We start from the raw sequence: 20,294 nt of genomic DNA on the forward strand, positions 1-20,294 counted from the left end.
CTGCGTGTCTTTTCACGTCTGGAGACGACCATAGCAGGGCGCCAGGCGGTTAGCCCACTACGCCCTGACGACACGCCGGGGCGCGGCAACACCGCTTCAAACACCCCCCACCACCGCGGTGGTGGCCGATCACCCGCCGACCTTCCGGCCTGGTGGTCACCGCGACGGCTGGCCATCTTCGGCGCCGTCCCCGAAGGCTCGCGGCGTGCCCGCTCGCAGGTCGCCTGGCGGCGCGCGGTTCAGGAGCACCCCGATGCCGCCGTGCTGCGTACCGACGCCTACGACAACCTGTCGGCCGTCGTGTGGCTGCTTATGCGGCACGCCGACTGGTCGACGATGACGACCAGGCCCACGTGGGCGGTGCTGATGGAGCGCACCCGGCTGTCGAAGTCGAGCGTCGCCAAGTGGCTGGCCTGGCTGCGTGAGCGCGGTCTGCTGGGCACGGTGGTCAGCGGCTCGACCGTCCGCTACCGCAAGGGCACCGCCTGCGGCTCGATCAACGACGGCCTGGGCAACATCGCCGCCGAGTATGTCCTGGCGATCCCCACCACCCTCGACCCCGCCCCCAACGACGCTCCCAGCGCCGCACAGCCCGCGCCCGCCACCCCCGCCGAGCCCGTGGAGGTCGTCGGCCAGCCCGCCGCGCTGGCCCTTGTGGATATAACTCGGACCCCCTCAGAGTTTCCCTCCGGAGGAGGGGAACTCTCGCCACGCAGGCGTGCGCGCGAGGCCACGGGCCCTGTTGATCATGGGCTGGCCGCCGCAACGAGGGCAGCGAAGCAACATTCCAAGATCATCAAGGATCGGGCGCTGGTCGTCGCCGAGGACGTGCGGGCCCGCAGCCTCGATCTGCGGCGGCTGTCGGCCAAGCACGTCCGGCACCTCATCACCGAGTTCGTGCTGGCCGGATGGACCGCCGCCGACGTCGTGCACGCCATCGACCACACCCCGGACGGCCAGCCCAGGCCGTTCGCTGGATCCGCCAAGCACCCCGCGGGCTGGTTCCGCCACCGCCTGGCCGCCTGGCGCGACGCCGACAGCACGCCGATCCCGTCCCGATCCCAGCACCTGGCGGCCGCCGCCGCCCGCCGCGACATCGAGCGCCAGGCCCTCACCGACCAGCGCGCCACCCTGCGGGCCGCCCGCGTCGACGCCGACGCCGGGCCCGCCGCCAGAGCCCGCGCCCTGCTGGCCGCCACGCAGGCCCGCCTCGCCGCCAAGACCGCCCGTACCGATGTCAACGCCGCACCGGCGGATGCCGAGCGCGCCATGCTCGCCGCCGCCGTCGAACGCCAGGCCCTCACCCGCACCGAGGCCTCCCGCCAGGACCCGCCCCCGCCGTCAGCCGAGCGTGGTGTCCGACGCGGCCAGCTTTACGTCGTAAAGGAGCCCGCACCGGACACCACCACGACGTCGGCCCCCGCCGGTATGGCCGGTCGGCAGGAACGGGCCGCGGCCGCCAGTGAGCCGGAGAGCGCCTTCTACGCCTCGCTCGGCGTGGAGGCCCGCGCCATGGTCGACGGGGCGCTCAGCGAGCGGGAGATCGCCGCACAGCGCCGTTGGCTGGCCCGCACCCAGAACGCCCGCACCATCGCGGCCGACCTGTCCGCCCCCCGCCCGGCCGTAGAGCGCGGCAACGGCGACCCGGACGCCGATCGCGAGCGCGCCTGGTTGGTCCAGATGATGGCCGCTCGCACCCCTCAGGAGGAGACGCGATGATCGTCCCCGCGTTCCGTCGTGCGAAGGCCTTCGGTGGCCACCGCGACGAAACCACCCCGTCGACCATGACCGGCGCAGCAGCGGACGGCGCGCGATGAGCGCGGCATCGGCCAGCCCGGCCTGCCCCGTCTGCGGCGGACCGATCGAACAGGCCCGCACCGGCCGCCCCGCCCGCTACTGCGGCACCCCGTGCCGTCAGGCCGCCCACCGCGCCCGCCGCCGCACCGCCGAGGCCGCCGCGCACGCGGCGTGGCTGCGCGGCCGCCTGGCCGCCGACCTGGCCCGCGCCCGCCAGCTGGCCGCCGAGCTCGCCACGGCGCTGGCCGACATCCCCGCGGGCGTCGACGGCGGCCAGGCCGACATCGAGCCGCCGACCGGCTGGGAAAGCGAGCTCGGCGAGCTGGCCCACCGCCTGGCCACGCTGGCCACCACCGTCAGGACCAGCGCCCGCGACCACCAGGCCGTCACCGCCGACTGGCAGCACGCCGCCCGCACCGCCGGGATACGTCACGTGCCGGCGACCACCGCGGCGGACGACGAAACCCCCGCCGCCAGCCAGAGCACGAGCGACAACACCGCCGCCAGCGACGGCCTGGCCGCCGAGCTGCCCGGCCGGGCCTGGGACGACACCGACGTGTGCCTGGTGCGCGTCGACGGCCAGTGGCACCTGTACGGCCCCGACGGCGAGATCAACGTCGACGGCTTCGGCCTGTTCGGCCACATCCGCGCCGCCGACCAGCACGGCGCCCAGCAAGCCGCAGCCGACGCCGTCACCGCGCTCACCGGCCGCCAGGTGACCAGCTGGGACCGCGACGCCTGGAGCCGCTCCATCTACGGCGAGTCCTCCTGGTACGCCTGCCTGGCCGACTGAGCCCGGTGCACGCCCGAACTCAAGAACGGCCGATGGCGGCGCTGGAAAAGCACGAGGGGTTCGCCGCTGCAACAGCGAACCCCTCACTAGTCCCTTGATTTCCTGCCCTGCCGGTGCAAATGGCATCAAAGGGGCCCCGACGTGGGGCGGAGCAACGAAACAACCCTGGTTGTACGCTGCTTAAGAGTCATTGTGTGGGGCCCTGAACAGCTGCCACAGGATGTCCGGGCATCTTTGAACGACACCGAACGCTGCCGAACACCTTCGTAACGCGGGCGAACAGCGGCGAACTGATCTGACCGGCAGAACATCGTGCAACCAGGGCTAAACCGGGGATAAAAGTAGTTACGACCGTTTTGACGGTTTTCGTGCTCTGGGCGCTTTGCGCGGCGTCGTACGTCATCATGGCTTTACGCGTGGTGACCCGAGGGCTGCAACCCTCCGATCCGCCCCCCGTAATCCCCTGCCCTGCCGGGCTGCAGAACGTCAAAGGAGACGCCCCCATGCTTGCTATGCCCTGCATCGGTCTTCCTCGTTTCGGCGACTCGCCGATGAGGCCGACCATCCTCATCATCATCCTGCTGAGCTTCTCGCTCGCGGCACACACCATGGCCATGACCACTGAGGTGATCGTCTTGCTGATCACCACCGTGATCGGCGCCGTGGTGCAGCTGTCCAAGCCCCAGCCCCAGCCCCAGCCCCTCCAGAAGGCCACGCCCGATGTCGGAGTATGAGGGGCGTAACACCCCGGCCACTCGGTCAGACATGTCCGTGGCGCGAAAGCGCTTCACCCGCCATCTTCGCGACGCCGTCGAGACGACGCCCATCTCCCTGGGGCAGGTTGCTCGACGAACGAACTCTTCGGTCCAAGAGATCACCGAGGTGCTGGAAGGAAATCGAGTCCCGAACAGGGACAACCTGATCCAGCTCCTTGACGCATGCGAGGTCGGGGACATTCGGAAGCAGTTTGTGCTGGACAGCTGGGACGTCTTCCTCAGGGCGGTAGCGAAAGAAGGCCGTAGAGAAGACCGCTCCGCAAGTGTTCGTGCCGTTGTCGGGACGTCGCTGGGCGGTCTGCATCGGCTGCGTGAGGACGTGGCCAGCTTCGACCTGAAACCAGACCCTCTCACGGCCAACACCAAGGAGGAGTTCCTGGCGTGTATGCAGGATTTCCATGTCTGGGCTGGTGAGCTGTCCTATCGGCAGATTGTCATCAACGCGGGCAAGACTGTGGGCGCCAGCACCCTGTGCGAGGCGCTGAAGGGCAAGCAGATGCCCTCGCTCAAGGTCGTGATCGCCTTCATCAAGGGCTGCGGCGGGAGCGAGGACGACCTGGTTCAGTGGACCACCGCTTGGCGGCGCATCCGTATGACCAGAACGGCCAGCAGCAACATCACTCAGCTGCGCGCCACCGACCAGCGACGGATCGGGTAGACGCACACTTCACAGAGTCCCGCCCACGCGGTGATGGCGGGACTCTGTGCACTGAGTGGGGATCACCGCGGTGGGAACGTTGACGGGGAGCACCCGCCGACATTCTGGACGCGACCGCGCGACCGCGCTCTCACAGCAGTGCGGCCAGGCCGCCCAAGGCGCCAACGAACACGCTCATGCCCACCAGCAGAGCGGCCGGCATGGACTTGCCCGCGCGGCGGGCGAGCATCACCGCCGTCCCGCTCAGCAGCAGAGACGCGACAACGACAACGGTCACCGAGAAAGCGGTAGGGGACTGCGACATCGAGCTTTTCTCCGAATCGAAAACAGGCGCCGGAGCTCATGTCGCCACGGCGCGAAAGGTGATGCCATCTATCTATCAAGTATTCGCTCAGTCACAGTCCGTAAGAGGCAAGGCGGAACGCGGCTCTCCCAACCCGGAACAACAAAAGAGCCCGGTAGGACGCGTGCATAGCCATTAAGAGCCAGGGCGCCGCAGCGTTCCGGCTTCGTTTCGCCAGGTGGGAGGCATCCTGCGGAACGGATCCGGAACGGAGGCGAAACGCCGCGCGGAAGGGCTGAGGCCGCTGGCGTCTCATGCCATCTGGTGTTCCGTGCTGTTCCGGATCCGTTCCGCTTCCATGATCAGGATGTGCGCGCGTCACAACTGTCGGTCACGTGGAGGAGAATCGTGACCTTGAGTTCTCACACCTATCCCTTCATTTCATTGGCGATTGGCGGTGGCCCGGTTTTATGTCTGGCCCTCTCCCCGAAGAAGACACCTGGGAAGCGTTCCGCGCTGACCTGCGTGAGGTGCAGCGCGTGGGCGTTAACCCCTCCTACGACAAACTGCGAGTGCTGTCGAAGGGCCTTCCGGTGCAACTCAGCAAGGCGACGTTGACCGCAGTTTTGAAGGGCACGAACCGTGTCGGTCCCCCCAAGTGGGACAAGGTGGTCAGCTACCTGAGAGCTGTCGACCGGTACCAGGAAGAGATGGGGCTCAGGCCGGTTGCGGGCTGTCTTGAGGAGTGGCGAGAGCGATACGTGGCTCTCCAGGCCCAGGACGCCCGGCGCAAGGCGGAACGCCTGCGCGCCCAGGCGCAGCCCACGGTCGAGGAGAAGGCACCCGTGACGGACTCTGTCGATCTCTCGGCAGTCCAGACTGTCCCGACGTCTCAGACCCACGTGGCCCCGACATACCGGCCGGAACCGACCTTCACCTTGTCGGCGGGTGTGGGCTTCTTCTTCCGGGAAGACGCAACGGACGACATGCCTTCGTATGCGTGGCTCGCTTCGCCCTACTCGAAGGGCCCCACCTTCGCTCTGGCGACCTCCCCCAACCCGCCTCCATCGCCAACCGTCGAATCAGCGGCTCCTGAAGGAGCACTCTCGAAGGCGGAGCTGCCGCACAACCTCGGGGTCCCGTCCAGCACGACGATTTCCGTCCCGGCTGATTGGGCCCAGTGGACCGACGCCAGTTGCGAGCTCGAGTTCTTCGAGCCCGGCGACAGGATTTTCCTCTCGGATTGGGACCCGAACGCCACCGACTCCTCCGGCGTTTGGGACGACCTCGTTCAGCCGGTGGAGAAGGAAGCCACCATGGCGGTATTGACCCGACAGGGTACGGGACACAGGACCGTCGACCGGATGACGGAGTGGTTCGGCCCCCGCGGGACGCAACTGGCCTACGACGCCGACGCCGACGATCCGCTGGCTACCTTCGAACTGGGGATCTTGCTGGTCAACTGGGGCTCGATCAGCGAAGGCGGGGAGCTGCTGAGACGCGCGGGCCAGCTCGACGAGCGTCTCGTCCTGGAGACGGGCCTTTTCCGTCCCAACGACCTGCTGTACGGGAAGGTCGTGCAACACGTCTTCTCTCGGGTCGCCTCCGAGTACGAGGCGGCCGGCCTCCTTCAGAAGGCTGACCGTTGGGACCGGATCGCCCGCTCCTACGCAGGCACCAAGGAGGCCATCGCCCTGCTGGCGGCGCCCAGCGGCCGCCACGCGTGCGTCGCCCAGCACGTCTCTCTCGATCCTGTCCAGGTGTCGTCCATCAAGAGCGTCTACTGGCGTTCCTACGCCCTGAACCCTGACGACACCAGGTTCACTCTTCGCGACAAGAACCTGCTGAACGACATGCTCGATGACGAGACCAAGGGCTCCGATCACGCCACAGTCGGCCTGCCCCGGACGGTTGTCGACTCTGTCCTGGACGACTTCCACGAGGTTCTGCGCAAGGGGTACCCCGTGCGTCTCCACGTGGCCGCCATGCCGACAGAGACGGTGATCCTCGTGCCTCAGATGGCATAGCTCACGCGTGCGCACGTCGACCGTCCACGATCGGTCGACGCAGTAGGCGTGTCCTGGGCCGTGGCGTACCGTCGCAGCCGTGAGCCTCGTTTCAGCCCGAGCAGGAGGAGCCCGCATGCTGTTCTGGCACAAGAAGGTGATCGACGGCGTGGTCGTCCGCAAATCGGAGCGACGCATCCTGTCCGCCCTGATCCTTGCTCCACCTGAGGGGCTCTCCTGGCTAAGAGTCCCCGGAAACATGGACAGCGTCGCCATGCTGGAGACGGCGGGTTGGATAGAGAGCGCTTGGAGAGAGCCTCAGGGCCTTAACGGTGTCCGCTATTACTGGCTGACCAGCTATGGCTACCCGCGGGCCCTGCAGGCCGTGGGCAAGGCCGGGCCGGCTGCCCCTGACGTGGAGGACCGCAAGGACGACGACGCATAGACACTGTCCGGTTACCGCCGCGCCTCTCCCGAGCCGCCCACCCCGCTGTGGCCAAGGAGGGGCAGGTGCTGCCACGATGGGCACCCCTCGGGCGCGTGGTCCACCGGGGAGCAACTGGCCGTCGCCCTGGTCCTGCGCGACCGCGCCCACCTGGACGCCGCAGGCTACACCGCCCAGGAAGCCGCCCAGCGCGTCCACGACGGCATGATCAGCCCGCCGGTGGACTTCAACGCCTGGCTGCAGGCCATCCGCTCCGCACTGGACACGAGCTCGTGACGACGACCGAGGAGGAACGAGCGACATGGCCAAGAAGCCGACCGACGCCGAGTAGGCCGACACCGCCGCCGACGCCCATCGCCCGCGCTCTGCAAGAGCGCCGCCCAGCCACCTGGCGCAGGGCCGTCATGAACGAGCTGACCGAGACCCAGCGCGGCCAGGACCTGGGACGCTCAACCTCGCTTGCCAAGCCCCGGCAGGCCGCCGGAGACCGTCCAGACACTCCTGCCCCTGGCTCGGGCCTCCCGCTCGCGCTTGGCCTTCCTGGCCTTGCGTTCAGCGTTGAGTTGAGCCTTGGCGCACGGCCCGGTGTGTCGTCGCCGTCGATTCCCATGCAGGGTAAGTCTGCCGGAATCCGCTCGTACCCTCACGCCGGAGCCGTAAGCATTCACCTTCAGCGCATTTCGAGTTCTGGTGATCGCGCTGTGTGATCGTCTCGGGGCATGCAGGAGTGTGGCTGCTGCCGAAGTATCAGGCCGTTGCCGGATCGGGCGGCATCCAAGGGGCGCCCATGAGCGCGTCGCGAAGGACGGTCATGACGTCCAGGCCGTGCTTGAGCGCGGTGGACAGATAGCCGCGTACGGCGTAGCGGTGCTCGGTGGCCTTCTCCGAGCGAAGCCTGCCGGAGATCTTCTGCTGGGTTTTCGCTGGTCGCAGGTCGCGCTCAGCCTGGTTGTTCGTGGGAGGAATGCGCAGGTCACGGGCGAAGCGCAGGACATCGTCGGCACGGTCGCGCAGCACCTCCAGCAGCACGCGGCCGACCGGTTGGGTGACGGTCTTGGCCGGGCCGGGCAGGCGCTTGACCTGCGACAGGCCGACGGCGACCCCGGGGGCGAGGAACGCAGGAACAGCCATTAGCGGTGAGAAGGATCTTGCTGCCTCAGGGCATGTTGGTCGGCTGGGGTGAGGGCATGAACGGCGCCAAGAGAAGGTTTGTGAGGCTCTGTTTGGCGTGTTCGTCGCCGTCGAGGTGCAGCGAGCTCGAGTCCAGTGCCGCTGCCAGGGTGATCTGGTGGTCGCAGATGGCGCGGAGGGTGTCGAGGTCGGTGGTGAGGGTGGCGTTGGGGGGCTTGGGTGCGCTGTCGCGGCTGATGTGGAGCGAGTCGTCGGTGACCTCGATGTAGTAGGTGTCGGCGTCGATGTGCAGTTCGTAGATGCCATGGAGGTGCGCGGCTTGGGTGAGGTCGAAGGCTGCTTTGATGCTGAGCAGGATGGAGTCGATGCCGAGGAGGCCGTCAGGGGTGGTCGGGGCTTGGCTGCCCCAGCGGCCGAGGTGGAGGAGGAGCGGTTCCAGTGCGCGGCCCCGGTCGGTGAGTTCGTAGAGGCGGACGCGGGTCGGGGGTGGCAGGTCGCGGCGTTGTACGACGCCGTGTTCTGTCAGGTCGCGTAGCCGCTGGGTGAGCACGTTCGGGCTGACGCCCGGCAGGCCGGCGTGCAGGTCGTTGAAGCGTTTGGGGCCCAGCAGCAGGTCGCGTACGACCAGCAGGGCCCAGCGTTCGCCGATGATGTCCAAGCCGCGGGCCACGCCGCACGGGTCTCCATAGCTGCGCATGCCGCTCATGGTCTTCAGGCTACCGCAGAAATCCTAATTCAGGAGCGCTACTTGTTTTCTAGGAGTTCCTCCTCTAGCTTGAAGCCTCATGAACCTCTCTGACACCCAGGCGGCTGGCCTGCCGCAGGGCGACGTGCGACTGCTGGACACCCCCACCGCGCAGCGCCTGCTCAACGACTCGACTCTGGTGGCGCGGCTGGCCTACACCGGCAAAGACGGCACGCCACGGCTGATCCCGGTCAACTTCCTGTGGAACAGCGACGAGGTCGTCATCGCCGCGTTCGCAAGCACCTACAAGGTCCGCGACCTGCATGCCCGCCCCGACGTGGCGATCACCATCGACACCGCCGACGGGGCCCCGCAAGTGCTGATGCTGCGCGGGAAGGTCACCCTGACCGAGGTCGAGGGCGTTCTGCCCGAGTACGCCGTCATGCAGCGCGCCGGACTGGGCGAGGAAGCGGGCGACACCTATGTGGCGGCGATCGACAAGCCCGGCCTGCGGATGGTCCGGATCGCGCTGCGCCCAGCCTGGGTCGGGGTCCTGGACTTCCAGGAACGCTTCCCGGGGCTGACGCCCGAACCCGTTCTCGCAGCTCTCGGTGCCGGCCAGTAGCCGGCGCTCCCTGGGGCTTGGCCCAGAGCGCACCGGCGAGTCCGTGTGCCGGCCCGGCAAGACGCCACGTTCAACGCACCGCGATGGAGGATGGAAGATGCGCAAGATCATTGTGTCGATGTGGACGACGCTCGACGGATTCGTCGCCGGTCCGCGAGACGAGATGGACTGGTTGCAGATCGACGACCAGATGCAGAGGTACGAACGGGAGCTGGTGGAGGGCGCCGGCAGTCTGCTGCTGGGGCGGATCACGCACGCCCACTTCGCCGGCCATTGGCCGCGGGCCGCACAGGACCCTGAGGAGACACAGGAGATGCGGGGGTACGCCCGACGGGTCGACATCATGGAGAAGATCGTCATCTCCGCTTCGGGGAACATCGCGGCGTGGCAGAACACCCGCAGACTCCAACGCGTCGACGCGGACGAGATCATCGAACTCAAGCGCGGCCACGGCGGGGACATCGTGGTCTACGGCAGTCTCGCAGTGATCCGGTCCCTGGTTGAGCTCGGGCTCGTCGATGAGTTCCATCTGCTGGTGCATCCCGTCTACCTGCGCGACGGCAAGGCTCCGTTTGAGGGAGGCCGACCACCGCAACGGCTGGAGCTGGTCTCCGCCGAGCCGTTCACCTCCGGGGTCGTCCTGATGAAGTACCGGCCGGTCGACCGCGCCCCCGCCACCTCCTGAATCCCGGCGCCGCTGGCGACACGGCATTGTCGGCGCGATCGGTCTGGGCGGCCATGCGCGCTGGCGGGGCCTACCAGGCGGACAACACAAGAATCTGATCTTGTCGATAATCGATCGTCTGTCGCCATCGTCAAGGTCATGGCGTCGTAGCAGGTCAAGATTGACGAACACCCGTGACGGGAATCTATGACGTGTCAGGTACGTTAGCCGTCATGAATCTCGGTTATGGGAGGGTCTCCACCCGCGATCAGAATCCCGGCAGCCAGCGTGACCGGCTCACCGCCGCTGGATGCGAACGCGTCTACATCGACACGGTCAGCGGAACGCGGGCCAGCCGACCCGAGTTCGACAAGGCCCTGGACGCGCTGCGCGCCGGTGACGTCCTGGTCTTCACCAAGCTCGACCGGCTCGGCCGGTCGGTGAAGATACTCAAGGACATCGCCGACCGCGTCCAGGCCGCCGGCGCCGGGCTGCGCGCCCTGGACCAGAACATCGACACCACCACCTCCGAGGGGCGGCTGTTCTTCCACATCCTGGCTGCGTTCGCCGAATGGGAGCACGACCTCATCGTCGAGCGGACACGCGACGGCCTGGAGGCCGCCCGGGCCCGCGGCCGGTCCGGGGGACGCAGGCGGAAATTGCGCGACTACCAGGTCGAGCGGGCTCGGGCGATGTACGCCGAAACTGATCAGGACGGCAAGCGCCGCTACACCGTCCAGCAGATCGCCGATGAGATCGGCGTCAAGCGCACCACCCTCAACGGCTACCTGCCTACCTCGTAGGGCAGCTCGACACCGTTTCCCTGGCCGGAGCCGCCACCCCATCGACGGTCACGGCTCGTCGGGGTCCTGGACGTCGGCCGCGCCGATGACCGGGTCGCGCAGCGGCCGCAGCCCGGCAGGCGGCTGGGAGGCAGTGAAGGCATAGCGTCCCAGGACGTTGAGATGGGCATGGCCGAGCGGGGAGAGCCGGGCGACGTCGGCGTCGTCAATCGGAGCGTCGTTGATCTTGTGGCCGATGGTGCGCAGATGGGTCACGATGGCGTCCAGGTAGCGAGAGTTCCACAGGGCGACGGCGTTCAAAACCAGACCCAGCGCGGCTAATTGATCTTCTTGTCCTTCGCGGTAGGCCTTGCGGATCCGGCCGCGGTCGCCGTGGCAGAGCTTGCGGGCCAGCCGGTGGCGGGACTCCTGCACGGTGAGCTGGCGGTTCATGGTGCGCAGGTAGGTGTCGTCGATCGGATCGACCATCGACAGCAGGTGCAGCGTCTTGTCGATGCGGCCGTACTCGGCGAACGCCTGGCCGAGCGGGGTGGGACGGCCATCGCGGCTGAACATGCGCAGCAGGTCGTAGGCGCGGACCTGATTGGTGATCAGGGAACCGGCGACGCGCAGCATGTCCGGCCACTGGGTGATGATCTTCTTGAGGGTCACCTTCTGCCGGGCGATGGCCTCCAAGGGGCCGTAGTCGCTCGCGGTGCCGTCGCTCAGGTCGGCCCGCCAGAAGCGCTGATCGCCCAGGTCGGCGAAGCGGGGCGCGAACCGGTAGCCCAGCAGCGCGAACACGCCGAAGACCATGTCGCTGTCGCTGGCCTGGTCAGCGGTGACGATCTCCGGTTTGGGCCCGGCATCCAGGTTGAGCATGGTGTCCAGGATGTACAGCGAGTCGCGCGGGGTGCCGGGCACCACCATCTGCCCGATCCCGGCTACTTGATCATTTACTGCGTTAAGCCAGGTCAGACCGCGTTTGTAGCCGTAGTATTTCGGGGAGGGGCCGGCGTTGATGGTGCGCACCGGTACGACGAATCGCAGCCCGTCCACTGAGGCGAGCAGGCCGCCGCCCCACAGGGAGACGATCGGCACCTTGGCCTGGTGCTCGATGAGGATGGCGTTGGCGGCGGCGTGGGTGGTGGCGCGCACGTAGAACTGGTCGACGTGGGCGAGGCGGCCGCGCGTCAGCGCGGGGATGTCGGCGTCGATCACCGGGGTCAGCCCGATGTTGCACGCCTCGCTCACCAGCAGGGCTGCCAGGCTGGCCGGCAGGTCGTCCATCTGGGTGGAGATGTCGGCCAGGTGGGTGTAGGCGTGCAGGAACCCGGTCCAGGCGTGCACTTCCAGCAGCAGCTGAGGCAGGTCGATCCGCGGCAGCATCGCCTTGCAGGTGGCGCGCAGCTTCTTGAGCGAATCGCTCTCGCCCAGGGCGCCCAGCTGCTGGACCGACAGCCGGGCCCGGCCGCTGGCCGGGGTGACGATCTGCACCCGGGCGTTCTGCCCGGCGGCCTCCAGCCGGGCGGCCATCTGCTGCCAGGCCGCGTCCAGTGCGGCGACCTTGCTGTTCAGATGCGTCTCGACCGGGTCGGCCAGGCTCAACCCGGCCAGCACCTCCTCGGCCACCGCCTCCCACGCCGCGCCGTCCAGCAACCGGGCCCTCGGATCCGACCAGCGATGCGAGGGGGTGGCGTAGATGTCGCGCCGGCCCAGCGCGCGCATCAACTGCTCCAGCACGCAAACGACGTATGCCTCACGATTCACCGCCCCTTGGGGCAGATCCGGCCCCGAGTACACCGTGCGCTTCCACGCCGGGGTCACCAACGTGGCGTCGATCTCTTTGGGGAGTAACGGCTTTTGCGTCACCCGGCGCCGCGCCAGCTCCGGCAACTTCTTCACCGCCGCCAAGATCTTTCGGCCTCCTGGGGCCGCGCCCAGCGCCGCCGACTCGCCCAGCAACGCCAGGAACGGTCGCACCGTGTTGTACCGAGCGGCCAGCGCCTGGCGCAGCGCCGCCTCGGCCGCCCCATCGTCTTCGGGCACCAGCTCTTCCACCTGCTCCAGCGCCACGCGAACCTGATCGCGGGACGCGACCTCTTCCACCGCCGCCCACAATGCCGCCACATCCAGATCGGCGCCGACCTCCTCCACCAGCTCCAGCTGCGTCACCAGTACCCGTCCGGCCCGCGCCAGCGTCCGCGAGGCGCGCTCCAGTTTGGGCAGCATCGCCAGCCGGTCACCGGCCGAGACCCGCCGGGCCGGGCTGAACAGACGCGTGGCCATCAGCAGGGCGAACAGATCCAGCGCGTCGTCGATCGCGACCGCCTCCAGATGCTGCAGCACCGCCACCAAGGTCGCGGTCTTCTTCGGGTCATCCATCCGGGCCAACGCCGGCGCCTTACTCCCCAGCCCGTAGCGGGCCAGCAACTTCATCCGGTTGACCGGCACCCCGGCCACCTTCACCCGGCCCACTCTCAGCCGCGCGATGTCCTCCACCCGCTCCAGCGCCCGCACCAACTCCGGCCCCGACGTCCGCCGCGGCGCCTGCCTCAGCCGCTCCAGCTCCGAGAACCGTGATCCGGCCGCCACCTCCAGCAACCCCGCCAGCTTGACCGGCAGCCCCGGATCGGCCCGCCGAGTCCGCTTGGCGACCGTGGCATGCAGCCGGGCATCGGCCTGCTCGCGCACCGCGGCCACCTGCCTGGCCAGCACGCTCACCCCCGGCAACAGCACCCGATGGCGTCGCAACCAGGCCACCGACCGATCGAACAACGCCGTCGGCCCCTCGGCGTGCGTCCAGGCCCGCCCGTGTAAGAAGGTGCGAAACTGCCGCGCCCACACCGGGTCCTCGAAGGTGTGGAAGCCGTAGGCGTCACGGATCTCCCAGGCGTGCTCGTAGGCCGTCATCTGCCGCTGGGTGTAGGCCTTGACACACGAAGGGTCGGCGATCTTCAACTGCTCGGCCAGATGGTCCACCACCACCCACGGCACCTCCAGCGGATCTTCCAGGAACAGACCCTTGTATCGCACCGTGGTGATCTGCAAGGCCAGCCCGAGCCGGTGACTATCGGCCCGCCGCAACGCGATCAGATTCCGGTCATCGGTGTCCAGGAAGAAGAACGTCTCCAAGTCCATTGACGACGGCACCTCAGCGAACGCCGAGTACGCGGTGACCTGATCATCGGTCAAGAACTCCACGGGCATGAGCGCCGACTGTAGAGATCACAGGTTGCCACAACATGATCCACCGTTGCACTCAAGATGTCCGGAACCCCACAGCAAGATCCTTCTCACCGCTAATGGCTGTTCCTGCGTTCCTCAACCCCGGACCCCACCACGGAACATCTTGGTGAACATCGCCAGGGTGCCCGCCGGGATCGCGTCCTTGCCTTGCCGGCGGGCGAGGTTGGCGGCGTGGATCAGGCCGCGCAGTGCCATCTGGAGCTGCCGGGGCCAGTGCGCGCCGGGGTAGGTCTCGGCGCAGTCCTCAAGATCGCGAAGCAGATGCGCCGCACACAGCTGGTGATCGCGCAGGCCGAGGTCGGCGGCGTCGTAGTTCTGGTAGCGATCGTGCACCACCACGCCGGTCACCTCCGCCAGCACGAACCGCTTGAAGGTGTCCAGGTCGCGTCCACCGAGCATGTACCAGGTCAGCAGCTGGTCGCAGGCCACCAGCAGGTACTTCTTGGCCTTCTTCGGCCCCACCCGGATCGGGGTCTCATCGCAGCACACCACATACGCCAGCGTGAGCAGCATCCGGATCCGTGCGTTCGCCGCGGCGACCGCAGTAGCGGCCCGGCCGATCAAGGAGTGCACGAACCCCGGCGAGGGCTCGGCGCCGGTCAGCGAGGCCACCAGCTCAGCCACCCGATGCACCGGAATCGCGTGCCCAACCAGCAGATACACACACCACGCCTGCAGATTGACCCCGAGACTGACCGGCGCGGTGGGCACCCCCGCCGGCCTGGGCGCGGTGTGCACGGTGCCGCACCGGCACGCCACCGTGTGCAGGCGATGCTCAAAACGCCGGGCCACCACCAGCGGAATCTCGATCTGCTGATGCCGGGCCGTGACTCCCAGATCGGCGGCAAGGCCGAGATCGGCCCCGCACCCACACGGCCCTTGCGGGAAGTACTCAATGATGTCGCCGTCGGCGACCTCATCCGACCAGGCCAGCGCCTTGCCCCGCGTGCCGGGCTGCTTCCCCGGCCGACGCTCACCCCTGCCGGAGGCACGGTCCTTCGGCTGCTTGCGGCCGGGAAGGTCGTCAACCGACGGCGGCATCCCGGAGTTGCCGCTGTTCCGCGAGACCAGCCGCTCCAGCATGGCCACCCGCTCACGCAGCGCGGCGTTCTCCGCCCGAAGCTCGGCCACCTCCGCCTTCAGGGCGGCATTCTCGGCCATGAGGGCGCGGGTCAGAGCGATCAGCTCCTCGCGCGACATCTCCTCCAGACCGGACACCCGAAGATCGAATCACCCTCGACAGGATTGATCAAACTCACAGACGGTCACACCAGCACGCCCACCGTCACCCAACGTGCAAGAGGTGAATGCTTACCCGGAGCCGTGTCGACGGTGCGGGATTCGCTCGTGGCGCTGCGCGGCTAGGGGTTCAGCGCAGCTCCGATGCCTAGAAGGACTGCACTAAAAGCGAGGAGAGCGAAAGCAGCCTTAATCAACAAGAACTTGCTTGACAGCTGCCGCTCGACTGTGGCCGCTCTTTCAATGGGGCCTACTCGGATACCCAAGCCAATTCTTCCAGTGAACGCGAAAGAGGCAAGAGCAATAACGAACGCAAGAGCGCACAAGGCCACGGAAAAAAGGCATAGAAAAACGACTATATCGGAGTGCTTGGGGAGCGTCATGGCCGCGCTCGCCAGTCCAAGTGCAACCAAGTCCGCTGCCAAGCCCAGTCCGAGCAAGAGTAGGCGGCGGCGTCGAAGTGAAGGAGGAATGTTGTCGACCATAGGTTGCCATTCTGCCAGATATACCATGCGGGCGATGCGGGGTTCGATATCTTCTCATCGCCCGCATGGCTCTATCTGCAGCCTATTCTAGGTTGTCACTGACGGATCCCGATGCTCTTGGCCTTATTGCCGTGGCCGCCAGGGAAGTAGTCGGTTTCGTGGAAGCCGGGAAGCGTGATGATCACAAATCCACTAGCCCCTGTCCCTGAATAGATGTCCAGGTAGTGCGTCCGCTCAAACGGGGACTGGCCGGTGTTAACCGCCGACTCGGCTTTGCTGTAGAAGTCGCGGGGCAGGTTCTGCGTGCCGAAGTCCTTGTACTGAACCATCCTGCCCCCCCACGACACGTCATCGTAGAGGCACTTCCAGTAGGTGACGGTTCCGTACGGGCAGCCCCTCCAGTACTCGACGGGCAGAGCCTTCGCGGCGTCCTGACCGCCGGTACGGTACGCCGGGTCGGTTGACACGGTCTTCTCGCCGGGCAGGGGGAAGGTGACGATAACGCTACCGCCCTTGTACGAGATCTCGGTGGGGCTGATCTGCTGCCCGCCTGGCTCGCTCCGTAGTTGAGCGTCAATCTTCGTCTGCAGCTCCTGCTTTTCTGAGGAGCTAAGCACGCGGCCGGAAGGTGTCGCCTTCTGAATGTTGGCCTTGTCGATTGGCTGCGGGCCGGCGAAGGTGGTGGACTGCTCGGGTGTGGGGTCGGCGAAAGCAGGGCCAGCTGATACTGCCAGCACGCTGCATGCCGCTGCTGCCAAGGCCAGGCGCTTGAGGAACATGCTTGGTAGACTCCCTTGTGCATCTAAAGGTGCTCCACGGGCGGGTGCGTCGCCAAACGGTCCCGTCCGTGGAACTTTGACTTTTACCGCAGATCTAGGATTTCTCCCACTGGTGATCTTACGGCCAAAGGCACTCTAGATCGACAAGTAAGTAAGAATCAATAGCTTGATCATGTCAACTTGCTGTGGTAGCCGCATCTATTGCTTCGATTCGCGATTCATCGCTGTATGCGACCGTCTGGCATGATGCTTAAAAGGCTGCATGGCAATTGAAGCACCAAAAGTGATTGCTAAATTACGCAGAGTCATTTATGGGATAGCGTGAGCTGGGCGCTCTTGAGTATGGGCGGGCGGGTCTCCAGGAGGATCTTGCGCCCATCGTCTAGCTCGTCCCAGCCCTGAAAGTTCCAAAGTCATCGATATCTCCCCCTGTGGTACGACTGACTGGTCGACGAGGGCTTGAGAAAGCTCGCCGAGTCCGCCGCGCATGGGTGCCAAGCGATCATGGTTGCGCATGGTTCTTGCGTACATCTTGTTATCTGCATGTGTCGGGTGCTCGCGAGCTGTGGAACTGGGGGTCAAGGGTTCGTCTGACCCCGCGATGACCACCCCGTCCGTGTTTGCGCGCTCGCCGGCAGTTGGCGGCCCCGCCGTGGCCGACGAAGGTCGCGCCTGCGCCGCTATCCCCGCCCAGGTCGACGACCGTCCCAATAACGGTCGTTTAAAGGACGGTTCCGCGCCGGACGATCAGGCGGCGCGTTCCCCCAGGAACGATCGTCCCGAAACTCGTCCCGAAACTTCGCCCTCCCTTCTTGAGTTCCGGGATGGTTTTAGGGACGATCGGGGGGTGAGCGTCCCCACCACCCCGCCGGGCCCGGCACCGACCGGCCCCACCAACACGATCCGGATCGGCTACGCCCGCATCTCCACCCGCGCCCAAGACCACCTCTCGCAGTTGGAAGCCCTCGCCGCCGCGCACTGCCGCGAGATCGTCGAGGAGACCGCCAGCACCCGCAAAGACCGGCCCAAGCTGCACGCCACCGTCACGCGGATGCACCCCGGCGACACCCTGGTCATCTACAAACCCGACCGCATCGCCCGCTCGGTCAAGGAACTGCTGGTCTTCCTCGAAGACGAGCTCGCCCCCCGCGGCGTCAACCTGGAGATCCTGTCCGGCATCTGCACCGGCCTGCACCGGCCCAGCGGGCAGACCATCGCCGACAAGATGCTGTTCCTGGTCGCCGCCATGGCCGCCGAGATGGAACGCGACCTGATCAGCGAGCGCACCCTGGACGGCCTGGCCGCCGCCCGCGCCCACGGCCGCGTCGGTGGCCGGCCCCCGGCGCTGGACGCCGACAAACTGGCCGCCGCCCGCGCCCGCCGCGCCCGCGGCGAGTCCATCACCGCCATCGCGCGCCACCTCAAGGTCGGCCGCTCCACCCTGTACCGGGCGCTGGAGAACGACGAACCGCCCCTCACCCCAGCCGCCGCCACCGCGCCCAAGGTCGCACGGCCGGGGCCCGCCACGGCCGACATCGGCCAGACCCGTGCTGAGACAGACGCAAGGCCCGCACCTCCACCTGTCGCGCAGGCGGCTGATGGCGTGCCCGCGCCAGCCACACGGCCCACACCGCCCGCGTCGGCACGACCGCCGACAAGGCCGCCGAAAGGGCTGCTGTCGGAGCCGCTGTGGCGCGTCCTGGCGGAGCTGCACGCGGCAGGCCCCGCCGGGCTGGACATCGGCCGCCACATGGGCGCCTGGCAATACCTGGAGGAAGGGCGCGGCCGCGGCTTCGTCACCACGACATGCCCGCCCGACGGGCGGCCGAGCAGAAGTGACCGGCGGTGGCTGAGTGCCGCGGGTCGCGAGCACATCGCCGCGCACGCCGAGCGGTACGCCGCGCTGTACCCCCAGGTCGTGCTGCGCGAACCGGGCTCGCCCGCCCTGGACGAGCTGGACGACGCAGGGCTTTGGCAGACCCTGGTCGACGTGGCCACCGCCGCAGCTGAGCCCACTCCCATCCCCGGCTGGGAGCAGCGCCCCTACCGGGGGGCCTCCCTGTTCCGCGAGCGGCTCCACGACCGTGGCCTGGTCACCGACGAGCCCACCAGCGGCGGCTACCGCCTCACCGAGGCCGGTCGCGTCCACTACGCCGCCCACTGGGCGACCTACGGCACCCGCTACCCCGACATCGACGCCCCACATCCCGACGACGTCCTTCCGGCGACCTCTGAGCAGGCCACCCTTACCGAGGCCACTGAGGCCGTCCAGCAGGACGACAACGACGCGCAAGCCGTACGGCAGGCCCGTCCCGGCGCTGCGTGGGAGGACGCCGACGTGTGCCTGGCCCGCGTCGATGGGCAATGGCACCTGCACGGCCCGGACGGCGAGATCGAGGTGGAAGGGTTCGGCTTCTTCGGCCACATCCCGGCCAAGAACGAGAAGCAGGCGAAGGAAGCGGCGGCCGACACCGTCGCCGCGCTCACCGGCCAGAAGGTGACCAGCTGGGACCCCGACGCGGTGAGCCGCTTCATCCGCCACGGCGAATCCACCTGGTACGCCTGCCTGTCCGAACCCCCCGCCGCGCCTGCCGTACCAGCGCAGAAGGGCGACGACGACGTCCAGGACCACGGCCACGAGGACTCCGGAGCCGCGCGCATTCCGCAGCTGCGCGCCGTCCCCCGGCTCGGCGAGGACTACCAGACCGCCCGCTGGCCCCACCAGCCCGACCGTGTCCACCTCCTCCACCTGGGCCAGCCCATCGGCTACGTGACCGGCTACACCGGCCGTTGGCGCGCTCTGACCCCCGACCATGACCCGATCACCCTGGACGCGATCGGCCCCGACGCCACCCACCGCACCCAAGCCTCAGCCCTGGCCGCCATCGCCCTGCACGCCCGCCACCAGGAGACCCGGCACCCCGCGCAGCCCGGCGAGCTCCCCGCGACGGCGGCGGTCGATGACCGCCAGGCCCTCACCGAGGCCCCCGGCGAAGGCCTCGCCGAGCAGCGCGCGTCAGCCGTTCTACCAGCAGCCCAGCAGGCCCAGACGGCTCCGGACGAGCAAACGCCAGAGCTGTACCTGGCACGGCTTCACGGTCAGACCTTCCTCCTCCTGGCCGACGCCGAACGGGTCGGCTGGCTGCACGCCGAAGGCGACGGCTGGCAGGTCCACGGCCGGGACGGGCGGCTCGTCACCACCCTGCGGGCCGACGGCGTGCTGAACGCCGCCGCACTCGCGGCGGCCGCCCTGAACATCCCCGGCGCCGCGCGCGCGACGGTGACGGCCGGTCCGCTCACCGACGACCGCGGCAGAAGCATGGACACCTCGCCGACGAGCCTGGCGTCGTGGAGCCTGCTCAAGGGCCGCGTCGCGGGCCGTACCGATGTCATCGTGCGCGGCCGCTGCGTCGGCTGGCTCCAGCGCGACGATCGCGGCCGTGACGTCGCCTGCACGCTGGACGGCCCCGTGCCCGGATCGGCCGGCACCAACCGCGTGCAGGCCGTGACCGCGCTGCTGGCCGCGCTCCTGGCCCCCGCGCCCCTGCCTGAGCTCGGGCCCGAGGCCCGCACTGCCCGCAGGCCGCGCGCTCGCTCGCCTCGCGAGCGGCCGATCAGCCCCTTCACCCCGGCGCTGCTGGCCGCCGCCGCGTTCACGGAGAATCTACAGCGGCTGCCCGATGGCTCCTACCGCGTGCACATTGACGACGGCTACGACGACACCGACCTCGGTCGTGTCTTCCGCTCCGGCCGCCGTTGGCAGGCTCTGGCCCCCGATGGGCGCGTGGTCGTGCACCGCGCCGCCACCCGTACCGAGGCCGTCGACCAGTTGCTTGCCACTCCCGGCCCGATCTTCGGCGATGGCACCGACACCATCCTTCACGATCTATGACCGAA

16 protein-coding genes are annotated in these 20,294 nt (G+C 68.0%); 10 read left to right on the forward strand and 6 right to left on the reverse strand.

Going from position 1 to position 20,294, the window contains the following annotated elements; translation table 11 throughout:
• From ACFXJ8_RS39125 to ACFXJ8_RS39140, 4 genes are all read left to right on the forward strand, one after another.
• A partial coding sequence (locus ACFXJ8_RS39125; protein ID WP_379649861.1) for a hypothetical protein occupies positions 1-1,719 on the forward strand: 1,719 nt, incomplete at its 5' end.
• Positions 1,720-1,813: 94 nt separating this feature from the next.
• Positions 1,814-2,590 (forward strand): hypothetical protein, encoded by a 777-nt coding sequence (locus tag ACFXJ8_RS39130; RefSeq protein WP_379649863.1) that lies wholly within the window; start codon positions 1,814-1,816, stop codon positions 2,588-2,590.
• 356 nt (positions 2,591-2,946) lie between these two features.
• Positions 2,947-3,324: a hypothetical protein gene (locus tag ACFXJ8_RS39135; protein WP_379649865.1), complete on the forward strand. Its 378-nt coding sequence runs from the start codon at positions 2,947-2,949 to the stop codon at positions 3,322-3,324.
• A gap of 31 nt (positions 3,325-3,355) precedes the next feature.
• The gene (locus tag ACFXJ8_RS39140) at positions 3,356-4,024 is read left to right on the forward strand and encodes a hypothetical protein (protein WP_379649867.1); all 669 of its coding nucleotides are present in this window, start codon (positions 3,356-3,358) and stop codon (positions 4,022-4,024) included.
• A 130-nt stretch (positions 4,025-4,154) separates the two neighbouring features.
• Here the strand turns inward: ACFXJ8_RS39140 and ACFXJ8_RS39145 are convergent, their stop codons facing one another.
• Positions 4,155-4,301: a hypothetical protein gene (locus ACFXJ8_RS39145; RefSeq protein ID WP_379649869.1), complete on the reverse strand. Its 147-nt coding sequence runs from the start codon at positions 4,299-4,301 to the stop codon at positions 4,155-4,157.
• A gap of 545 nt (positions 4,302-4,846) precedes the next feature.
• Between ACFXJ8_RS39145 and ACFXJ8_RS39150 the strand changes: the two genes are divergently transcribed.
• Together ACFXJ8_RS39150 and ACFXJ8_RS39155 are read left to right on the forward strand one after the other, a co-directional pair.
• Positions 4,847-6,334 (forward strand): hypothetical protein, encoded by a 1,488-nt coding sequence (locus tag ACFXJ8_RS39150; RefSeq protein ID WP_379649871.1) that lies wholly within the window; start codon positions 4,847-4,849, stop codon positions 6,332-6,334.
• Positions 6,335-6,449: 115 nt separating this feature from the next.
• Entirely contained in the window at positions 6,450-6,758 is a 309-nt protein-coding gene (locus ACFXJ8_RS39155; RefSeq protein WP_379649873.1) for a hypothetical protein, read from the forward strand.
• A 747-nt stretch (positions 6,759-7,505) separates the two neighbouring features.
• Here the strand turns inward: ACFXJ8_RS39155 and ACFXJ8_RS39160 are convergent.
• Entirely contained in the window at positions 7,506-7,889 is a 384-nt protein-coding gene (locus tag ACFXJ8_RS39160; RefSeq protein WP_379649875.1) for a transposase, read from the reverse strand.
• A 25-nt stretch (positions 7,890-7,914) separates the two neighbouring features.
• The gene (locus tag ACFXJ8_RS39165) at positions 7,915-8,586 is read right to left on the reverse strand and encodes a winged helix-turn-helix transcriptional regulator (RefSeq protein ID WP_379649877.1); all 672 of its coding nucleotides are present in this window, start codon (positions 8,584-8,586) and stop codon (positions 7,915-7,917) included.
• Positions 8,587-8,674: 88 nt separating this feature from the next.
• Here ACFXJ8_RS39165 and ACFXJ8_RS39170 point away from each other — a divergent pair, with 88 nt between their 5' ends.
• From ACFXJ8_RS39170 to ACFXJ8_RS39180, 3 genes are all read left to right on the forward strand, one after another.
• Positions 8,675-9,199 (forward strand): pyridoxamine 5'-phosphate oxidase family protein, encoded by a 525-nt coding sequence (locus ACFXJ8_RS39170; protein WP_379649879.1) that lies wholly within the window; start codon positions 8,675-8,677, stop codon positions 9,197-9,199.
• 97 nt (positions 9,200-9,296) lie between these two features.
• Entirely contained in the window at positions 9,297-9,884 is a 588-nt protein-coding gene (locus ACFXJ8_RS39175; protein ID WP_379649881.1) for a dihydrofolate reductase family protein, read from the forward strand.
• A gap of 212 nt (positions 9,885-10,096) precedes the next feature.
• A complete protein-coding gene (locus tag ACFXJ8_RS39180) occupies positions 10,097-10,666 on the forward strand; it encodes a recombinase family protein (RefSeq protein WP_379649883.1) in 570 nt (189 codons plus the stop codon).
• Positions 10,667-10,714: 48 nt separating this feature from the next.
• Here ACFXJ8_RS39180 and ACFXJ8_RS39185 read toward each other — a convergent pair whose 3' ends face one another.
• The 3 genes from ACFXJ8_RS39185 to ACFXJ8_RS39195 form a co-directional block, all read right to left on the reverse strand.
• Positions 10,715-13,855, reverse strand: coding sequence for a Tn3 family transposase (locus ACFXJ8_RS39185; RefSeq protein ID WP_379649885.1), 3,141 nt, complete (start codon positions 13,853-13,855; stop codon positions 10,715-10,717).
• A 114-nt stretch (positions 13,856-13,969) separates the two neighbouring features.
• Positions 13,970-15,112 (reverse strand): transposase, encoded by a 1,143-nt coding sequence (locus tag ACFXJ8_RS39190; RefSeq protein WP_379649887.1) that lies wholly within the window; start codon positions 15,110-15,112, stop codon positions 13,970-13,972.
• 601 nt (positions 15,113-15,713) lie between these two features.
• Positions 15,714-16,397, reverse strand: a complete 684-nt coding sequence (locus tag ACFXJ8_RS39195; RefSeq protein ID WP_379649889.1) for a hypothetical protein — start codon at positions 16,395-16,397, stop codon at positions 15,714-15,716.
• Positions 16,398-17,244: 847 nt separating this feature from the next.
• On the opposite strand from ACFXJ8_RS39195, the gene ACFXJ8_RS39200 reads away from it, so the two are divergent.
• Positions 17,245-20,289, forward strand: a complete 3,045-nt coding sequence (locus ACFXJ8_RS39200; protein ID WP_379649891.1) for a recombinase family protein — start codon at positions 17,245-17,247, stop codon at positions 20,287-20,289.
• The last annotated feature ends 5 nt before the right edge of the window (positions 20,290-20,294 follow it).

It is taken from the genome of Nonomuraea sp. NPDC059194, from assembly GCF_042754765.1.
GTDB lineage: Bacteria > Actinomycetota > Actinomycetes > Streptosporangiales > Streptosporangiaceae > Nonomuraea.

Bases quoted from the DNA above. Each gene is read 5' to 3' on its own strand.
- ACFXJ8_RS39165 (WP_379649877.1), bottom strand. From the start codon at position 8,586: ATGCGCAGCTATGGAGACCCGTGCGGCGTGGCCCGCGGCTTGGACATC.
- ACFXJ8_RS39175 (WP_379649881.1), top strand. From the start codon at position 9,297: ATGCGCAAGATCATTGTGTCGATGTGGACGACGCTCGACGGATTCGTC.
- ACFXJ8_RS39160 (WP_379649875.1), bottom strand. From the start codon at position 7,889: ATGGCTGTTCCTGCGTTCCTCGCCCCCGGGGTCGCCGTCGGCCTGTCG.
- ACFXJ8_RS39185 (WP_379649885.1), bottom strand. From the start codon at position 13,855: ATGCCCGTGGAGTTCTTGACCGATGATCAGGTCACCGCGTACTCGGCG.
- ACFXJ8_RS39180 (WP_379649883.1), top strand. From the start codon at position 10,097: ATGAATCTCGGTTATGGGAGGGTCTCCACCCGCGATCAGAATCCCGGC.
- ACFXJ8_RS39155 (WP_379649873.1), top strand. From the start codon at position 6,450: ATGCTGTTCTGGCACAAGAAGGTGATCGACGGCGTGGTCGTCCGCAAA.
- ACFXJ8_RS39130 (WP_379649863.1), top strand. From the start codon at position 1,814: ATGAGCGCGGCATCGGCCAGCCCGGCCTGCCCCGTCTGCGGCGGACCG.
- ACFXJ8_RS39140 (WP_379649867.1), top strand. From the start codon at position 3,356: ATGTCCGTGGCGCGAAAGCGCTTCACCCGCCATCTTCGCGACGCCGTC.
- ACFXJ8_RS39170 (WP_379649879.1), top strand. From the start codon at position 8,675: ATGAACCTCTCTGACACCCAGGCGGCTGGCCTGCCGCAGGGCGACGTG.
- ACFXJ8_RS39195 (WP_379649889.1), bottom strand. From the start codon at position 16,397: ATGTTCCTCAAGCGCCTGGCCTTGGCAGCAGCGGCATGCAGCGTGCTG.